General features: G+C 60.2%; 8 protein-coding genes. 7 read left to right on the top strand and 1 reads right to left on the bottom strand.

All coding sequences use genetic code 11. The features are described from left to right. Window positions 1-327 precede the first annotated feature (327 nt). From AC6UAL_RS01255 to AC6UAL_RS01285, 7 genes are all read left to right on the top strand, one after another. On the top strand, window positions 328-699 hold the full coding sequence (locus AC6UAL_RS01255) for a serine O-acetyltransferase (protein ID WP_500681534.1): 372 nt from the start codon (window positions 328-330) through the stop codon (window positions 697-699). 352 nt (window positions 700-1,051) lie between these two features. After that, complete coding sequence (locus AC6UAL_RS01260; protein ID WP_500681535.1) at window positions 1,052-2,263, top strand: Coenzyme F420 hydrogenase/dehydrogenase, beta subunit C-terminal domain; 1,212 nt, start codon at window positions 1,052-1,054, stop codon at window positions 2,261-2,263. 15 nt (window positions 2,264-2,278) lie between these two features. Beyond that, the gene (locus AC6UAL_RS01265) at window positions 2,279-3,802 is read left to right on the top strand and encodes a lipopolysaccharide biosynthesis protein (protein WP_500681536.1); all 1,524 of its coding nucleotides are present in this window, start codon (window positions 2,279-2,281) and stop codon (window positions 3,800-3,802) included. A gap of 389 nt (window positions 3,803-4,191) precedes the next feature. Continuing rightward, window positions 4,192-5,481 carry a transcription termination factor NusA gene (gene nusA, locus AC6UAL_RS01270; RefSeq protein WP_500681537.1) on the top strand — a complete coding sequence of 430 codons (1,290 nt, stop codon included), beginning with the start codon at window positions 4,192-4,194 and terminating at the stop codon, window positions 5,479-5,481. Window positions 5,482-5,504: 23 nt separating this feature from the next. Next, window positions 5,505-7,562 (top strand): translation initiation factor IF-2, encoded by a 2,058-nt coding sequence (gene infB, locus AC6UAL_RS01275; RefSeq protein ID WP_500681538.1) that lies wholly within the window; start codon window positions 5,505-5,507, stop codon window positions 7,560-7,562. A 15-nt stretch (window positions 7,563-7,577) separates the two neighbouring features. After that, on the top strand, window positions 7,578-7,964 hold the full coding sequence (gene rbfA / locus AC6UAL_RS01280) for a 30S ribosome-binding factor RbfA (protein ID WP_500681539.1): 387 nt from the start codon (window positions 7,578-7,580) through the stop codon (window positions 7,962-7,964). A gap of 12 nt (window positions 7,965-7,976) precedes the next feature. Further along, window positions 7,977-12,176 (top strand): AsmA family protein, encoded by a 4,200-nt coding sequence (locus AC6UAL_RS01285; protein WP_500681540.1) that lies wholly within the window; start codon window positions 7,977-7,979, stop codon window positions 12,174-12,176. Between the two features lie 289 nt (window positions 12,177-12,465). On the opposite strand, the gene AC6UAL_RS01290 is transcribed toward AC6UAL_RS01285, so the two are convergent. Next, on the bottom strand, window positions 12,466-18,612 hold the full coding sequence (locus AC6UAL_RS01290) for an autotransporter family protein (protein WP_500681541.1): 6,147 nt from the start codon (window positions 18,610-18,612) through the stop codon (window positions 12,466-12,468). Between the last annotated feature and the right edge of the window lie 60 nt (window positions 18,613-18,672).

The following is an 18,672-nucleotide window of genomic DNA, read 5'->3' on the forward strand; positions in this document are numbered from 1 at the left end:
ACAGCAGCCGCGCCTCAATCCCGTGAATCCAACGCTGCTTAACCTGACTCGCAAGCGTGCTTTGCTCCGATGACAGAAATTTTACAGAAAAAAACTTGCTCCGCCAAATTACGTAATGGACAAGTTATTCTGATCCCATATCCAGAATGCTATAGAGATTGTTTTACTTTAATACAGAGCGATTACTATCGTAAGACAGGAAAAAATGTTACGCTATTGTATGTTATGGCACGTCTGCTCTGCGGTCCTCTTTCAAGTCCCCTTTTGTGGTTACGGTTGTGCCAGTACAAGGGAGCATTTTATTTCATATCTAGAATCATCTATAAAATGACATCCTTAATCTATAATATTCATATCCCATGTTCCACAAAAATCGGCTATGGTCTGTACATAGGCCATGGACTATGCATCGTCATCAATAGGAACACGATAATAGGCAACAATGTTAACATATCTCAGTTTCTGAATATAGGAACAAACTATGGAACAGCAGCAAAGATTGCAGACAACGTATATATCGGTCCAGGAGTGTGTATCGTAGAGGATGTGGAAATAGGAGACTCAGCTACAATAGGCGCAGGTGCGGTTGTCACAAAAGACATACCAGCAAATGCTACCGCCGTCGGTGTTCCTGCCAAGGTGATCAACTATGACAAGCCAGGAAGATTTACCGGAAGACGATGGAGACAACTTCCTTAATGATCAGATACATGAATCTTGACTGTTTCCAGAAAACCATATGATCTATTTACCCTTCGAGACACGCAATCAAGGTCTCCGAGGAGTGCTCACCGCTCGAGGAAATTTGACGATGAACATCTGGGTAGACCTTGTCAGAGCTCCCCAAGGCTTACTTGACGACAACTCCCCTATGGCAGGTGTCGTAAAGATCAGAATTCTAGTTAGAGCTACTTTTGTCGGCGCTTTGAGGAGGTACTGCACGTGCGGCATCTGTTGATTGACTAGTAGCGGGTGCTTGCAATTCACGAGGCGGAGCGCCAACGTGGGCTTGACTTTTTGAGAAGTAACCTTTATGATAAAGCCTCACCGTATGAGCGCAAATAAACCTAACAGAAGGGATCATATTGTGGCGCCGGAGGATTGCACGGGCTGCTCGCTGTGTGCGAATGTGTGCGGACATGATGCCATCACGATGGTGTGGAGTGAGGAGGGTTTTCTGATTCCGCAGGTGGATGAGGGAGCCTGTGTGGGCTGTGGGCTTTGTGTGCTGAAGTGCCCGGCTCTGCAGGAGCGGCCGAAGGTGCAGGATGAGTTGCGCGATTCGGTGCCGACGTTCGGGGCTTGGCATCGCGATCGCGAGGTTCATATGGCAAGTTCGAGTGGTGGGGTGTTTACGGCGCTGGCGGAGTGGGTGCTGGCGCAGGGGGGCTGTGTGTTCGGGGTGGTGTGGCGCGATAAGGTAACAGCGGTGTTCGCGAAGGCGGAGTCGATGGAGGAGGTGGCTCGGATGCGCGGTTCGAAGTATGTGCCGGCGGTGCCGGGGATGTCGTTTCGCGAGGTGAAGGCCGAACTGAAGCGGGGGCGACGTGTGCTGTTTGTGGGGGTGCCTTGCCAGGTGCATGCGCTACGGAGTTATCTGGGGAGGCGCTACGATTTGCTGCTGACGGTGGATGTGGTGTGCCACGGGGTGCCGAGTCGTTTGCTGTGGCAGAAGTTTGTGGCTGAGGCGGAGGAGCGCTCGGGCAAGGTGGTGCGCCGGGTGTCGTTCCGCGATAAGGATGAGGGCTGGCTGCGCTACAATTTGACGACGCACTTCACGGATGGGAGTCGCGAGACGCAGCCGCATGGTGATGCGGATTTTATGCAGCTTTTTGTGTCGGATGTGGCGCTGAACCGCTGCTGCTATGATTGCCGCTATGCGGGGCTACCGCGCCAGGGGGATGTGACGGTGGGGGATTTTTGGGGGGTGCAGCGTTTGCATCCGGATTGGCCGATTCGCGAGGGTGTGGCGGCGCTTTTGGTGAATTCTCCGGCGGGTGAGGCGGCGATGGCGGCGGTGGCGGATGTGCTGGTGTGCCGTCGGGTGCCTTTCCGCGAGGTGTATGACGGGCAGGATATGCTGCATGACAAGGGGCAACGCAGGGTGCATCCGTATCGCGCGCGGGCGCTGAAGGCGGCGCGGCGGATGAGCTTGGCTCGCCTGCGTCGGCGCTTTGTGGGGACGCTGTTGGTGGGTCCGCTGGCGCTGCGCCGCGATGCTTTGCTTCTGCGAGGGATGCGTCGGCTGAGGCGGATGTTTTGATGTTTTTCATGTTTTATGAATGAGCTGAAGGCCGGTGTTGTCATTAATTATACGTCGACGGCGATTCGCTTGGCGACGTCGTTTTTCCTGACGCCTTTTACGATTCACAAGCTGGGGATTGAGGAGTTCGGTCTCTTTTCTCTGAGCGGGAGTGTGATTGCATGGCTGGCGCTGACGGATCTGGGATTGGGTTCGACGGTTTACAAGTATGTGACGGCGTTCCGAGCGCGCAAAGAGTATGAGCGGCAGGCGCATTTCCTCGGTCAGGCGATGATGCTTTTCAGTTTGCTGGGTCTGGTGACGTTGGTGGCGGGTTTGGTGTGTTTCTTCTATCTGGATCGTATTTTTCCGAATTTGACAGGGGAGCAGCATGGCATTCTTCAGGTGCTGTTTTTGCTGACGCTGAGCAATATGGTGCTGTCGTTCCCGCTGCGGCCGCTGGGTTGTATTCCGGGGGCTTACATGCGCTTTCTTGTGCCGGGGGTGATGGGGCTGACGGCGTCTCTGCTGAATATGGGGTTGACGGTTCTGCTGTTAACTATGGGGTACAAGGCGATCGGGCTGACGGTGATGTCGGTGGCGGTGGGTATCGTTCAGTTGGTGGCGGGTTTGGTGTATTCGTTCAGGTTTCTGGGGGTGCGTGTGATGTTTCATCGGCCGGATTTGGGGCTTTATGCTGAGATGTTCCGCTTTTCGTTCTGGGTGCTGCTCAATCAGCTGATGGATTTGTTCTATTGGCGGGCGGGGGCTCCGATTGTGGCGCGCTTCGAGGGGGCGGCGGCGGTGTCGCTGTTTACGCTGGGGACGTCTTTTGCGTCGTATTTCATGACAGCTTCTGTTTCGATTTCCGGGGTTCTCTCGCCGAAGCTGATGCAGATGGTGGCGCTGGAGACGGACAAGAGGGAGTTGACGCGCGTGATGATTAAGGCGGGGCGTTTGCAGATGCTGCCGCTGACTATGATGATGCTTGGTTTCACGGTTCTAGGCTATCAGTTTTTGACGCTTTGGGTGGGGAGTTCGATTGGCGAGGGGGTGACGGTGGTGTGGCTGGGGGCGCTCTGTGTGCTGCTGCCGCTGATGGTGCCGCTGACGCAGAATGTGGGTTTGTCTATTCTGCAGGCGATGAATATTCACAAGGGGCGTGCGATTATTCTTTTTTATACGTCTCTTCTTTGTGTGGTTTTAGGGGTTGTTTTGACTCTCTACTGGGGGGCACTCGGGATGTTTATCGGCACGGGGCTGTCTCTTTTTGTGGGTCAGGGAATTATGATTAATCGGTACTACAGCCGCAGGGCGGGCTTGGGGATGCGCCGCTATTGGATGGAGACTTACGTTCCGGCGGTGCTGCCGTGGCTGGGGCTGTTGGCTCTGGGTTGGGTGTTGGCTGAGGTATGGACGATATCGAACTGGACGGATTTTCTGCTGGCGGCGGGGGTGTATGGGGTGGTTTGTGCGCTGGTGCTGTTTCGTTTTTATCTCAAGCGGGAGGAGCGCGAGATGTTTCTCGGGCCGTTGCGCCGTTTGCTGCCGCATCGGTGAATGTCCGCGTGCCGGGTTTCTTACGCACTCCGCGCATGCGCGGGTCGTTGTTTGTTTATAAGCTGTCTTGAGTTTGCGGTGTTGCCGGGTAGGGGCACGGGCGGGCACGGCTTGTGCGGCGGGGTTCCGTGCGATGGTGATGGATGGATGGGGCCGAGGTTTGGTCTGCGCGGAGGGCTCAGGCGCCGGTTGGGCTGAGGCTTTGGCCGGGGGGCCGCTTGGATTTTGTGTTTTACGCTCTGTGACATACTGCGGCAATTTGCTTGACATGCTTTGCGGTTGCGTTATAATGCGTGCGTACAAGTTCCGGTCTGCTGTAGGATTGGGGCGGGTGGTTCACCCGCTCTTTTTTTATAGCGCACTCATCAACAATCATTACCACAGCCGCTATGCCAACGACAGATATTACTGCCCTGATCGACTTTTACGTCCGTGAGAAAGACCTGACGCGCGAACGCGTGATTCAGGCGCTCGAGGCTTCGTTCCTTACTGCTTACTCCAAGATGGTTGCAGGGGCGGATCGCATCCGCAATCTGCGTGCCGATATCAATACGCAGAAGGGTGTTGTCAAGATTGTCGCGACGATGACGGTGGTGCCCGATGATGAGCTTCGCGATCCGTTCAATGAGATTAAGCTCAGTACGGCTCAGGCGGCGGCGGCGAAGCGCGGCCGAGAGGTGCAGGCGGGGGATAGTTTCGCGGTGAATATTACGCCGAAGGATTTCGGCCGCATTGCGGTGCAGACGGCTCGCCAGACGATGCAGCAGCGCATCCGCAAGGCGGAGCAGGAGATGCTGGCTGAGGCTTTCCGCGACCGCGCGGGTGAGTTGGTGACGGGCACGGTGCGCCGCTATGATAAGGGCGACGTGATTGTTGAGGTGGAGAAGTTTGAGGGTATTGTGCCGCTGCGCCAGCGCATTCCCGGTGAGGATTATGCGCCGGGTGACAAGATGCGTTTTTATGTGGTCGAGGTGCGCGACGGGGTGCGCGGTACGGAGTTGATTCTGTCGCGCAGTCACCCGAATCTGGTTCGCCGTCTCTTTGAGCACGAGGTGATTGAGATTGCCGAGCACACGGTTGATATTGTCAATGTGGTGCGCGAGGCCGGTTATCGGACGAAGCTTGTGGTACGCGCGAATGATCCGAATGTCGATCCGGTGGGTTCCTGCGTGGGGATTCGCGGGATGCGCGTCAAGAATGTGGTCAATGAGCTCAATCATGAGAAGGTTGATATTATTGAGGATTCGGATGATAAGGTGTCGATGGTGACGCAGTCTCTTTCGCCTGTCGATCCGGTCAATGTGATTGTGGATGAGCAGAAGCACGTGGTTACGGTGCAGGTTGAATCGGAGAAGGATGCGGCTAAGGCGAAGGGCCGCAAGGGGCAGAATGTGCGCCTGACGGGTCGCCTTATTTCAAGCCCGAATGATCGCTGGGAGGTGCGCGTCGAGACTTACGATGAGCAGGCGAAGGCGAATGCCGCGGCTCGCGAGGGCACGGATGAGCTGGCCGCTAAGCTCGGTGTCAGTGCTGAGCTGGCCGCAGCGATGGTTGCAGCGGGCTTTACGACGGTACAGGGTATTGCGGCTTATGTGCAGCCGGAGGATCTTGTGGAGGCGCTCAGTGTTTCGGAGCAGGAAGCTCATTCGATTATTGAAAAGGCCAAGGCGGCCTGCTAATTTGTTTACTTTTTCACGTGCCCATGGCTAACGAAGATATTAAGAAGAAGAAGGGTGTTGTTCTGGATCTGATCAGCGGGTCCTCGAAGAAGAATTCGGCTGCTGCCAGGGTTTCGGAGGCGGCGGTGTCTCAGCCCGCTCCGGCGCCGGCTCCCAAGAAGGAGGCGCTGGATTTGCTCACGCCCCGCAAGCATGAGAAGAAGGTGCCGGAGGCTGCGGCTGCATCCCCGGCGCCCGCCCCTGCCCCGGCTCCTCTGCCGAAGATGGAGGCGCCGGCTCCGGTGACGCCCGAGGGCAAGATTCTCAACATCAAGGCTCCGATCAGCGTGGCCAGTCTGGCGGAGCTGATGAGTCTCAAGCCGTTTAAGTTGATTGCGGAGTTGTTGCCGATGGGGGTTTTTGCGAATCCCGGTACGGTTCTGGACAGTGATCAGGTGGCGGCTCTTTGCGAGAAGCACGGGTTTACCTTTGAGCGCGTGAAGCGTGAGAAGGGTGCCGGTGTGAAGGCTCCGGTCGAGGAGATTAAGGAGCCTGAGGCTGTTGCTATTGAGGAGGAGCCCGAGGATGCGCTCAAGATTCGCACGCCCATTATTACGGTGATGGGGCACGTGGACCACGGTAAGACGTCTCTGCTTGACTACATCCGCCGCACGAAGGTGGTGGCGGGCGAGGCCGGCGGTATTACGCAGCACATTGGCGCCTACACGGTGGAGCACGACGGCAAGACGATTACGTTTATTGATACGCCGGGGCATGCCATTTTCACGGAGATGCGCGCGCGCGGTGCTGACGTGACGGATATTGTTGTTCTTGTTGTCGCGGCCAACGATGGTATTATGCCGCAGACGCGCGAGGCTATTATGCACGCGAAGGCGGCTAATAAGACGATTATCGTGGCGGTGAATAAGTGTGATTTGCCGGCCGCTGATCCTGTTCGCGTGCGTACGCAGTTGATGGAGGAGGGTTTGATGCCGACGGATTTCGGCGGCGAGGTTGAGTGTGTCAATGTTTCGGCGGCGACCGGTGAGGGTGTGGACGAGTTGCTTGATTTGCTTTGTCTGCAGGCCGAGGTGCTTGAGCTGAAGGCCAATCCCCGCGCGAATTGCCGGGCTTCGATTATCGAGGCTCGCATGGAACAGGGCAAGGGTAGCTCGGCGACGGTGATTGTGCAAAGCGGTACGCTCAAGGTGGGTATGCCTTTCATCTGCGGGCCTTACTCCGGCAAGGTGAAGACGCTTTTCAATGACAAGGGCAAGGCGATCAAGAAGGTGACGCCCGGTATGCCGGCCGAGGTTTCCGGGTTCTTGGAGACGCCGAATGTCGGCGATGAGCTGGTGGAGATGGAGAATGAGCGCGCCGCCCGCAAGCTCTCGGAGGAGCGCCAGGAGGAGCTGCGCCAGCAGCGTTTGAGTGCTCCGAAGCGTTCGCGCATGGAGGATATTCTCGCGATGATGGGCGAGGGCAACCAGAAGGCTGTGCTGAAGCTCTACCTCAAGGGCGATGTGCAGGGCTCGGTTGAGGCGATCAAGAAGGCTATTCTCGATATTGAGAGTGAGAAGGTTGAATGTGAGTTCATCGGCGCTGCGGCCGGTCCTATTTCCGAAAGCGACGTGCTGCTGGCGTCGTCTTCCGATGCCGTTATTCTCGGCTTCAATGTGAAGGTTGAGAGCAATGCGGTCAAGGCGGTTAAGCGGGAGGGCGTTCAGGTCAAGATTTTCTCGATTGTCTACGAGTTGATTGATCAGGTGAAGGATGCCATGCTGGGTCTGCTCGAGCCCGAGACGCGCGAAACTGTTTTGGGTCATGCGGAGATCAAGCAGGTGTTTAAATTGAACAAAGGCAAGGCTGCGGGGTCTTACGTATCAGACGGCAAAATGCTGCGCACGGCTGAGGCTCGCGTTCTGCGCGACGGTCAGGTGGTGTTCGACGGCAAGATGTCGACTCTTCGCCGCTTCCAAGATGAAGTGGAGGAGGTCAAGAGCGGTCTGGAGTGCGGTATCCGCCTCGCCGATTACAACGACTACGAGGTAGGCGATGTGATCGAGTGCTACTTGCTCGAGAAGATTAAACAAACTCTCTAATCCTGTCTATACGCTATGCCCTCACGCCGACTCGATAAGGTCAACGAGCTGATGAAGCGGGAAATCGGCTCTTTCGTGCAGAAGGAGTTTGAATGGCCCGGTACGATTGTCTCGATTCTTGAGGTGGAAATCACGGAAGATCTCAAGGAGGGACGCGTCTGGGTCGGCGTGGTGGGTCGCATGTCTCCGGCTCAGGTTCTCGAGAAGCTGAATCGCCATCGGGGGATGATTCAGAATGCCGTGTGCCGTCGCGTGATTCTGCGCTGTACGCCGCGCTTGAGTTTCAGGCATGATAATTCGGCTCAGAGGGGTGTCGAGCTCGTGAATCTTCTCGATGATATTGAGAAGAATTTGCCCAAGGCGCCTCCGCTTCCAGACGGGGAGCGAGATCCGGAACTCTGATTTGCACGGGCTATGAAGTATCGCTTGACGATTAAAAGGGTCAGCTCTTTCATTCCGACCGTTTGTCTGATAGCGCTGCTTCTACTCATCGGCCTCATGGTGTGGCTGTGCACCGTGGGGCTGCCTTCATGGGCGCTGCGTTCTCTTGAGGAGGAGGCAGCGCGCCAGGGTATTTATCTGCGGCTCGGGTCGCTGAGGCTGAGCCCCAGTGCGGGTTTTGCGCTTCGCGGGCGGGATCTGCGTCTCTACCGCCGCGCGGATGATGCGGAGCCGCTGGCGCATGTGGACAAGGCGCTGGTTTCGCTGCGCTTTACGTCGCTGATTTTCGGCGAGCTGGTGCCGTCGCGCATGCAGCTGGTCAACGGGAGTCTGGCTTTGCCGCTTGCCGATGCTCCCGATCCTGTTTTCAATCTGCGCAGTTTGCAGGCTGATCTTGTCTTTTCGGATAAGGGGAAAAGCGCGGAGGGTGATTTGCGTTTCAGCGCGGAGGAGATTCCCGTGAGCATTGAGTGCCGGCTGAAGTTCACGGCAGCGGAGAAGAAGGAGGCCGAGAGCGACGCGTCAGAGCCGGAAGAGTCTGATTCGGGGCCGAGCGAGCCGAGCGATTTCAGCAAGACTCTCGACGAGCTCATTGCGGCCGTGCAGCCGGCGGCGCGCGAGATCAGCTCGCTGATTCGCACGCAAAAATGGACGGATCTCGATCGGCCTTCGTTCAAGGCTGAAGTTCGCGTTGAGGACGAGCATCTCGACGCGACGGTGCATGCGTCCGTGCCCGTTTATGAGACTCGCGATTTTCATTTTCGCGAGGCGGTTGTCGAGGCGCAGATGACGGAGGATGTCATCACGATCAATGCGATGCGCTTCAAGACGGTCGATCCGGATTCTTCCGTGTCGCTGCGTGCGGCGTACTCGATTCCGACTCACGAGCTTTCGTTCCGACTGCGCAGTACGTCGGCGCTGGTTCCGATCGCCCGCAAGGTTTTCAAGAATCCGCCGCCTCTGCTGAGTAAGTTCAATCACGGGCGGGATGATGCACCGAAGATTTCCGTCTCCGGCGACCTGAGTTTTGACGATGTTTTTGAGCTGGAGCACGCGCGCGCCACGGCTACGCTGGAGCAGCGCAATCTCAAGGTCGGAGCGAGCACCATTGATGAGCTTCAGCTGTCTTTCTCGTACAATGACGGCGATTTCAACGTGGATCGGCTCGATGCCGTTTACGGTGGCGGCAAACTTTCGCTTCAAGCTCACGCCACGCAGGGCAAGGGCGATATCACGGCTTCGGGCCGGGTTCCCGTTGCGCCGACGCTTGCGCTGATTTCAGAGTTTACGGAGGGTCCCGTTGCGCTGCCGAGCAATCTGCAACTCGGCGAGACGGTCGATTTCCGTCTGCGCGCCGACATCGGGGTCTCGTTCCGCGAGGGCGAGATGCTCACCTTGCGCAACACCGTTCCCTATCTGCACGATCTTGAGCTCTCCGTCTCGAGTGATCAGGTTATTTTGCAGCAGGCGGTGGCTCTCACCGGCCCGCAGGTCAACTTCAGGCTCCGGGAGCTCGGAAGTACGGAGGGCAAGCATTTGCCGAATAAGGCCGCGTCGCTTTCCTGTGATTTTGCAGCGGATGAGGTGGCGGTCGAGGCTCTCGAGGGTGTTCCCCGTCTGCGCGGAGTCACGGTCACCTTTGCAGCGGAAGATTTCGTGATGACCGACTTCACGGATCTGAAGACTCTTGCCGTGAGCGAGAGCAACACGGGTGTCCATTTTGACAGTCTCAGCTTCCGCGACCTGCTCTGCGGCAAGACGGATATTGCGATGCGCAATCTGGGGGCGTTGCTCAGTGAGGAGCGCTCGCGCCAATACACGCTGGATTCTCTCTTTGATGCGACCTGTGAAAGTGTCAGCTACATGAACTCGCCGGCTTGCAGCGCGACGCTGTCGGTTCTGCCCGAAGGGACGGCCACCCGAGGCAAGGTGGAGCTGACGCTGTTACAGAAGGAGCCGACCTCTGCTGCGCCTGCCGGGGAGCAGGCGGCCGAGGAGGAGGCGCCCGAGCTTGCAGGGGCTCCGCTCGATGGGCTTTCGCCGGAGGCAGCGACCGCGCAGACCGCGCAGACCGCGGCCGACGCAGACGCCGATGCCGCCGCCTCGGATCCCGCGCCGCGCGAGGGCCGCCTCGCTTTCAGCTATGATGTGGATCCCGGCCGGAGTCTGGCGATCGATGACATCCGTGCTGATTTGCCGCTGGCGAGTTTCGCCCCTCTCTTTGCGGCCTTCAAGGCTGAGGTGCACGGCGTGGATCTTCCGAACGATCTGCGCTTCACGGGGCAGCTTTTCGCCGATTTGGAAAGCGGGTGCATTCGCCGGGGCCAACTCTCGCTGAGCATTCCGGAGCTGGTGCGGCGATGCAGCGCCGTCAAGGCTCAGCAGGGTATGAGCGAGACGGTCGGCATTCAGCTGGAGGTGCAGGCGGATACGCCGGAGGGGTCGGACGATTTGTTCTGCCGAGCGAAGCTTCAGCTCGATCATGAGAGCGGTAGCTTCAGTGCACAAATCAGCGGATGCCCGACCGAGAAGCTTCACCTGACGGGGCGCAGCACGATGAGGCTCGATGTCATTGACCGACTCATCGACAACATGGATGCCCACTCCGTCATCTGCGATTTCAAGGTGGGCGATCAAAGTTCGACGCTCATCGACAATATCGTGCTGGACGTTGATTACGGCGAAGGGCTCAAGCTCTGCTTCGACGGCGATGTCACCTTCGACAACATCGGCTACCAGCTCTGCGCCTACCGCCTGCCCAGCGATCAGATGGGGCGTTTCACGGGCGATCAGTGGCTGCGCACCGATCTGGGCCCCGATCCCTTCGTCAGCGTCAAGAGCATGAGCTGCCACGTCAAGGCCGACGTCGGCGTGGATCGGTGCGATGCAGCGGGCGCGAAGATTCCGGACGTGACGCGCATCGACATCACGCGCCCCGTCATCGTTTACGACAACCGACCGTGGATTCGGCGCAACGGCTTTAAGAAGGGAGTCGGCGAGACGGTGTTCCGCGGCGACCGGGTCTCGATCGACCTCGAGGCCGGCACGCTTGAGATTGTCAAGGCGTCCGGCAAAATCTACCCGGCCTACTCGCTGGGGATGTTTTATGCGGATCTCTTCGAGTATCTGAAGGACCTGAGCATTCCGCGCCCCATCAACGTCTCGACGGATTATTGCCTCATTCCCATTGATTCTTCGAGTGTTGTGCCGATGACGGGCGCTATCAGCTGCAAGGCGGACACCCCCGTCAGCTACAACATCGGCATCGACGTACCGCTGGAGAATTTCTCGGGCATCGTGCATCTCAGTGACGACTACGTTACGCTCGATCATTTGAATGCCGGCAGCTGGGGCGGTGTGCTCGACGGTATCGTGCGCATCGGCATCACGGGGCCGCGCAGCACGCTGGACGGCTACCTCAAGGCCGAGAGCATGGATCTGAGTCTGATTGCCAAATCGCTCGACAGCGATCAGAATTTTGCTCTTTGCAGCGGCGAGTTCCGCTTCCAAGCGGCGAGCCCCGAGCTGCGTTCTCTGCAGGGCTACGGTTATCTGCAAGCGGTGAGCGGCGATCTGATGAAGCTGCAAATCTTCCTTCCGATCAGCGAAGTGCTGACGAACTTCCCGGAATACGTTGATTCGGTGAGTGAAAAATTGCACGCAGGGTCCTTCTCCGCCTCGGTGCTGCGCGGGATTTCGGGAGCCGTGAGCAGGACGAGCGACGTCATTGACGGCATCGGAGACACTGCCACCCGCATTCCCTTCGCCAATCACTTCATCAAATACAGCCTGACGGAAGCTTACACGCGCTTCGACATGATCAACGGGCACGTCATCACCCGAAGCGCCAAAGCTATAGGATGCAACCTCAACGTCGCGCTGCAGCTCGATATTGATATGGACGCCATGACGCTCAAGGGCAATCTCTGGCCCAAGGTGAACAGCATTCCGACCATTCTGCTCTCGCCCGTCACCGTCCTCTCGAACTTCATGTTTGACATTGTGATCGAGGGCCCGCTGGACAATCTGCACTGGAGTCTCGGTCTGGATGACAATCTCAAGGGCGGAGGCAAGAAGGGCCAACTCCGGCTTCCGCGACGCCCGGTGCGCGACATTCTGCGCCACCGCAAGAAAGACGAGCCGCACTTCGACAGCCGCCGCAGTCGGCACTGACAGAGGGATGCCGCAGGCCGATGCGATGTCGACACCCGACGAAAGGGGGGCGCGCCGTCTGTTGAGGCAAAGCAGTTGACGGCGGAGTCTGCGCGGCGTTTTGGCGCGAGTTGATGCGCCCTGCCCCGTCGGTCGGGCGCCCCGCATCGCCTCTCCTTTGGCCGACGGAGCAAGGGATGTCCGAAACAAGGGTCTTCACCCGACGGCAAGCGGCCCTGCCGAAGTCACTCCGGCAGGGCCGCGCATGTCTCAGGCCGCGATGGCTCAGAGGCTCGGGGGCTCGGGGGCGTCAGAAGTGGATGCGCCAGCCCACGGTCGCGTTCACGTTCGTGTAGCCGCTGTAGGCTTCGAGCGACGCATCGAAGAAGAGCGTGCCCGATTGGGCTCCCAGCGGTACCGACAGGCCGGCGCCGAGTTCCGCGCCGATCGCTCCCTGCTCTTCCGACTTCACTCGCGCCTGCATCTCCGGCAGGCTCGCGAGTGCCGTATGCATGGAGCTATGGCGGTCGCCCGTCGTGAACTTCAGCAGCGCGCGCGACTCAAACATCGACGTGCGGTTGTAGACCGTCTCGCCCACCTGCGTCTGCAGGCGTGCGCCCAACCCCACCGTGAACGAATCCATCTTCCGGTTGCCGAAGTTCAGCGCGGCATCGCTCCCGCTCTCGCGGTAGCCGTCCAGCGCCGTGTGCACGTAGCTCAGGTTGAGCACCGGTTGCAGGCAAGTCGTCGCCTCTTCATTCAGAGCAATCGTGTAGCCGAGCTCATAGAGCAGGCCGAATCCCATGCCCGTCGTATCCCCCTCCGCCGTGTAGCTGCCGTTGGCGTGCGTCACCGTGCGCTTCAGCGAGGCGTCGGCCACGCCCACCGAGGCCACGAGGGTGTGCACCCAAGCGGAACGGCCGCCGTAGCGCCCGAAGAGCGTCACATAGTAGCTGTCGAGATCTCCCTGCGCCACGCCGTTGCTCACCGCCCGGTAGTCGCCGTACATGGCCGTGAAGGCCAGACCTGCCGTGAGCTGCGGCGAGATGTCCGCATCCGCCCCCAGCGTGCCGCCCCAGCTGCTGAGGGTGTAGCCCGGGGCCGTGCCGTCGCGATTCACCCGCCGATAATCGCCCTCGGCGTTGATCCATGCGTTGAAGTAGGGCATATCCGGGTTCACGTATTCGTCATCTGCGCCCATCGTCGTTGTTCGGTTGCGGATGGCGCGCAGCTGGCGCTCCATACCATGAGCGAAGGCCATGCCCATGCCCGCAGCCTCGGCACCCGCGAAGGTCGCGCCGAGGCGATCGGCACCTGCGCGGTCCCCCGCGGCGATGGAGGCATCCAAGCTGTTGAGCAGAGCGGCCAGATCGGGCAGCGACGCGCTGTTGGCGCCAGCCTGCGGGTTGAAGGCCATGAGAGCCGCATCCGCCAAGGCAAGGCCGGCCCCGCCGTTGGGCGAGACGGCGGCGGCATTCGCGTAATAACTCGCGTTGCGCGAGGCGAGCACCTGATTGCCCTGCACCGTCGCGTTGCCGAAGTATTTATGGAGCAGACCGGAAGCGAAGCTGACGGAGACTCCGGCGGCGCTGCCTTGCCCCTGCTCGTGCAGCTGCGTGATGACGAAACCGTCCGTCCGGCTGAGGTCGACGTCGGCCACCATCGTTCCCGCGCTCGCGGCGGAGTTGAGCACCAAGTGCGTGCCCTGCAGGGCAATGGACGCCCCGCTGAAGATGGCGCTTTCAGCCCCCTCGCCGCCAAACGCTCTGTCTGCGTCCACCGTCGCCGTGAGGGTGCCGCCCTGCATGGAGGAGCGCTCCTCAAGTGCAACCGGGCTCGGGGCGGTGGTACTGCCCGAGGGTGTGAGGCGGATGTCGGCGCCGGTGGTTTCCAACGCGCCGAGGGTGTTCCCGGCAAGGGTGGCGGAGCCGGCACTGCCGGATATCCGCAGGCCTTCGCCGCGGGCGAAGCTCTGTTCGGCTCCGCTCTCCAGCACAATGTCGGCTCCTCCCGCAAGGGTATCTGCCTTGCCGCTGAAGAAACCGCCCGCGCCGTTGATGTGAATTTCGCCGGCGATGGACGAGTCCGCATCGCCGTTGAGCACGCCCGTGGTGAACTTCACCCCGTCCTCATCGCGAATCACGAGGGCCGCCGAGCTGAGCTCGACGCCGCCGACCGTCAGCGCGCGGTTCTCGGAGCCGTCTTCGTCCGTCAGAATGCCGCTCGCGCGCATCCCGGCGAATTCCTCTGCCGTTGCGCCCACCTGCAGCGTGATTTTCTCTCCGGCAATGCCGTGAGCGCCCGCGGCGACATCTTCCGCATCATTGACGAAGGTGACGCGATCCACCTCGATGCCGTTGCCGACGAAACTCAGCGTCTTGCCGGCGATGCCGCTCATATTGCGCACCACCGCACCGAGCGAAGGCACCGAGGCCGAGCCCGGATCCGCCTGCGTGTAGTCAAGCGTCTTGTCTCCGTTGACAACGACGTACTGAATCGGCACAAGCCCCTGATACATATCGGCGCCGCCAAGCGGAACGGTGTAGACGCCCGTTTCATCCGCCGCCATGTTCGTTCTCCACACCATGGCGCCCAAGGTGTCGAGTTCCAGCGCCACCGAGTTGCCGTCCACGACGAGCTCGGCGCTGAAGCGCAGCGAGGAGAGATACTGCTTGGCCGCCTCCGTCAGGACGAAGCCGGAGCTCGGAGCCGAGGTGCAGGAGAGGAGGGTGTACACGCCGTCCTCGCTGACGTTGAGGCTGCTGAAGTTCAGCCGGACGTCCTCCTCCGGCGTCAGCGAGGTGAGGGAGGAGACCGTCAGCGCGGCATCCCCTGCCCCCGCTGTTCCGATGTCCGAGAAGATCAGCGAATCGACCATCAGCGTTCCGAGCGAGCAGCCGGCAAGCGCCACGGTGAGCTCATCGGCCTGCACCGCACCGGTGACGGCGCTGTTGCTGCCCGTGAGGGTCAGCGAGGTCGCCCGCAACGTCGCGCCGTCTGCAACGCTCACGCCGTCCACCGCGGCCGTACCGATCGAAATCGAGCCCCCGGAAACGGCGAGCGTTGTGCCGACGCTGTTCGCGCCGGCCAGCAGCTGCTGCACGGATGAGCCGCCGCCGAGCGTCAGGGAGCCTGCGCCGTCGAGGGTGACGGCGGTGGCCTGCATCTCGGCGGTCTCCAGTCGGCCCAGAATGATGAGTTGCCCGTCGCCGCTCACCTGCGTGCTCTGCAGGGTTGCCGATGCCGTGTCAGCCAGAGTGACGCTGCCGCTGCGCACGCGGAGCGATGCGGCGCTGAGGCTTCCGTCCTCCCAGGTGTAGCCCTCCGGCTTATCGTCGAGGTTGTACTCGACGATGACCTCGTCCGCGCGGGCCTCTCCGAGCGTGACGAGGGCGTCGCCCGCACCTTGGAAGGAGAGCTTCGTGTCACGGTCGGGGGATGCGGCGGAGGTCCACGCGTCAGCGGTCATCCAAGAGGCGCCGCTCTGCCCGACCCACTCGTTTATGTCGAGGTGGGGAAGGATGTAGACTTGCCGATTCTGCTGCACCAAGCTGTAATGGTAATCGCCGATCTGCGTTTCCGTCTTCCCGTCAAAGCTGTAGCTGCCTGCGTTATCTCCGCTGACGGTGGCCAGCACAAGCTTTTGTCCGGAGGTGAGCTCACTGAGAATCGAGCTGTCTTGCACCCCGCGGAAGTCTATGAGGCAGCCGGTGCTGACGGAGCCGGCGGAGAGGTACGGGGTTGCCGCCTCGTGAGGCTGCGCGATGATGACGGAACCGGTACCGCGGACTTCACCCGAGACGCTGACGGAGGCTCCGCTGCCCAGGCTGAGGCTTCCCTGAGTGCCGAAGTCCAGCTCATCAACGGAGGAGGATGCGACCAGCTCCAAGCGGCCTCCGAGCTCCCATGCGCCGCCCTGAACGTCCCTCAGGGAGGAGTCTGAGCCCAGCCTGAGCCGGTGCCCCGCCTCAGCGGCGATGCTCAGGTCTGCCGCGGAGACGCTTCCGACGGAGGAGACTCCCGCGGCGTCGGTCAAACGCAGGGTGCCGGACGCGCGGAGCTCCCCGGAGACATTCAGAGCGCCAAGGCTGTTCGCAGCGCCGCCCAAGGTGATGGAGCCGTCGGAAAGGGTGATGGAGCCGCTGCTCTGCGTGGCTTCGCGGAGACTCAGGTCTCCGCTCTGGAGCACGAGGCTGCCCTCGTTTTTCAGAAGGCGCATCTCGGCAGAGGAATACAGGACGAGTTCGCTGCCGGCAGCCAGGCTGACGGTGGCTTGGGACATGTCGGTCTCCACCCCCAGCTCCACCGCTGCGTTCTCCTTGAGTTCAAGTTTGCTGAGACCTTCCAGCGAGACGTCGGAGAGGGTGTAGAGGACGTACCGGCCGTCAAAGGACATGCCCCGCACTTGGTGCGTCTCTTGTATTTCGATGGCTTCGCTTGTCGATGCGCCGATCAGGCAGACGAAGGCGCCGTCGCGGAACTCCAAGCTGTCCGCACCGCCCTGCGATGAAGACCACGAGGGTGTTTCCCAAGTGCCGTTGCCGCCTTTCCAATAGAGGACGTCTTCGTTGTTGATGAGGTAGAGCACGTTGTCCGACAGTTCCAGCGTGCCGGTGTAGCCGGTGAACATGCTCTGCCAGTTCGAGGGGGCGGTGCCGCCCGTGAAGTCCATCAGACAGTAGACGGCGCCTTCCTCCGGCTGCTCGCCGAGCATCAGGAAGACGCTGCCGGTGAGGTTCATCTGCCCGCTGACGCTCAGCAGGGCTTCCGTCTGCCCGGCACCGCTGCTCAAGTCCATCGTGAGGGTGGCGCCCTGCCCCAGGGTGAGCGAGTTGCCGGTGAAGCTGCCGCCGTTGCCGGAAACCGCAAGGAGACTGCCCGAGCCGAAGAGAGCCTCCGAACTACCCAAGCTGCCGCCGTCGAACACGAGAGAGGAGCCGCCGGTGACGCAGAGCTCGCCCCCCGTGAGGGCCGCACCGCTGCCGAGCGTCAGGGATCCTGCGCTGATGGTAGCCTCGGAGACGCTGAGGTTCACGGCACTCAGGGTCACGCCGCCCTTGCCCGTGATGTTCAGCGAGGCGGCGGTGACGGTATTGTCACCCTCGCCGCGGAGGCTGTAGCGGTAGGCGTCGCTGTTGAAGCTGAGGGCTCCGGCTGTGATGTTGCCTTTCACCTCGATCTCTCCGCCCAGCCCGCAGTCGCCGAATTCGAGAGGGCGGGATGCATCATACCACGAGTGGTAGTAGTCGGTGAAGGCGCCTTCGGTGACGTAGACATCCCAGCCGGTGGCCTCGGTGGGCAAAAGGTCGGGGTCAGCCGCCGGGGCGTCGGCGTCCCAGCTGCCGTTGCTGCCGTTCCAGACGAGGGGATTCTGCGCGTCGGTGTACTGAGCATACATGCGCCTGAGGGAATCCGGGGTATTGATGTAGCCGATCAGGTCAACATACCAGTCTTCTTCATCGGCGTAATCCCAACGTTGCTCGCAGGCTTCATCGGAGTAGAGGTAGACGCGACCGTTCTCGCTCTTCAGGTACAGGCGCTCGGTGCCGTAAACCGTATCGTCCGAATTGGCGATCAGCACGGAGGTCACATTTCCGGCGGCGTCGAACTCAGCCCCGTAGCAGGTGATGGCGTGGCCACCCGCGTCGCTGCTGATGCCGAAGTCGATGATCCGGCCGACCTCGCTCTGCGTGAACGAGCCGTCGGCATTTGCCGTCAAGCCTAACCCGTCGATGAGCAAATCCCGCAGCTCACTCATGCTGAAGCCCTCATCCCGGAACTCCATCACGCAGGGAGCCGTCGCAGCGAAGTAATCACGGAAGAAACCGGCCGAGGCGGCATTGTCGTTAAGCTCGGGGAAGGACGTATCTCCGGCCAGATACCAAGAAGCGCTCATCTCGGTGTTGCCGCCGTCGTCGACCCAGTTGTCGTAAAAGAGCATGTCCACCTGCAACGACTGCGTACCCGCTAGGGCCTCGAGGTAGTGCTCCGCATAGGTATGGCCGTAAGGCAGCGCGTTGTCCGTGCCGTTGTCCCCGACGCCTCGGTAGAAGACGCCGTAGTAGCTCTGCCAGTATTGGAGGACATTGCTGCCGGCGTTGTACCAGCAGGAGTCCCCGTCATTCGTCAGGTTGACGTAAAACTCGCCGTTCTCGTTGGCCGACTCCGGCACGCGAGACGTCAGATCGCCGAGGAAGCTCCAATCTCCCGCCTTTCGGTATTCCTCCATGGCCTTCTCATAGAGCGACTCTTCCTGCCAGTAATAGCCCTTGCCGTTGTCGTAAAAGCGGTCGGAGGATGAGATATCGGCAACATTGACCCCCGCGGCGACAAAGCGCAGGGATCCCTGAGCATCGGGCAGGATCACAGAGCCGAGGGAGCTGTCTGTCGAGGCGGCGTAAACGAGGCTCGGCAGAGCCTGCAGGAGAAGGATGACGGAAAGAGAGCGTAGTTTCATGACGGAGGCAGATACTCCCCTTACCAATACGCGAGCCATTTGTCAAGCTGTTTTGCCGGA

The organism is Candidatus Parakkermansia intestinigallinarum (genome assembly GCF_944389695.1).
Taxonomy (GTDB): domain Bacteria; phylum Verrucomicrobiota; class Verrucomicrobiia; order Verrucomicrobiales; family Akkermansiaceae; genus Akkermansia; species Akkermansia intestinigallinarum.

Bases quoted from the DNA above. Each gene is read 5' to 3' on its own strand.
- AC6UAL_RS01255 (WP_500681534.1), top strand. From the start codon at position 328: ATGACATCCTTAATCTATAATATTCATATCCCATGTTCCACAAAAATC.
- AC6UAL_RS01260 (WP_500681535.1), top strand. From the start codon at position 1,052: ATGAGCGCAAATAAACCTAACAGAAGGGATCATATTGTGGCGCCGGAG.
- AC6UAL_RS01265 (WP_500681536.1), top strand. From the start codon at position 2,279: ATGAATGAGCTGAAGGCCGGTGTTGTCATTAATTATACGTCGACGGCG.
- nusA (WP_500681537.1), top strand. From the start codon at position 4,192: ATGCCAACGACAGATATTACTGCCCTGATCGACTTTTACGTCCGTGAG.
- infB (WP_500681538.1), top strand. From the start codon at position 5,505: ATGGCTAACGAAGATATTAAGAAGAAGAAGGGTGTTGTTCTGGATCTG.
- rbfA (WP_500681539.1), top strand. From the start codon at position 7,578: ATGCCCTCACGCCGACTCGATAAGGTCAACGAGCTGATGAAGCGGGAA.
- AC6UAL_RS01285 (WP_500681540.1), top strand. From the start codon at position 7,977: ATGAAGTATCGCTTGACGATTAAAAGGGTCAGCTCTTTCATTCCGACC.
- AC6UAL_RS01290 (WP_500681541.1), bottom strand. From the start codon at position 18,612: ATGAAACTACGCTCTCTTTCCGTCATCCTTCTCCTGCAGGCTCTGCCG.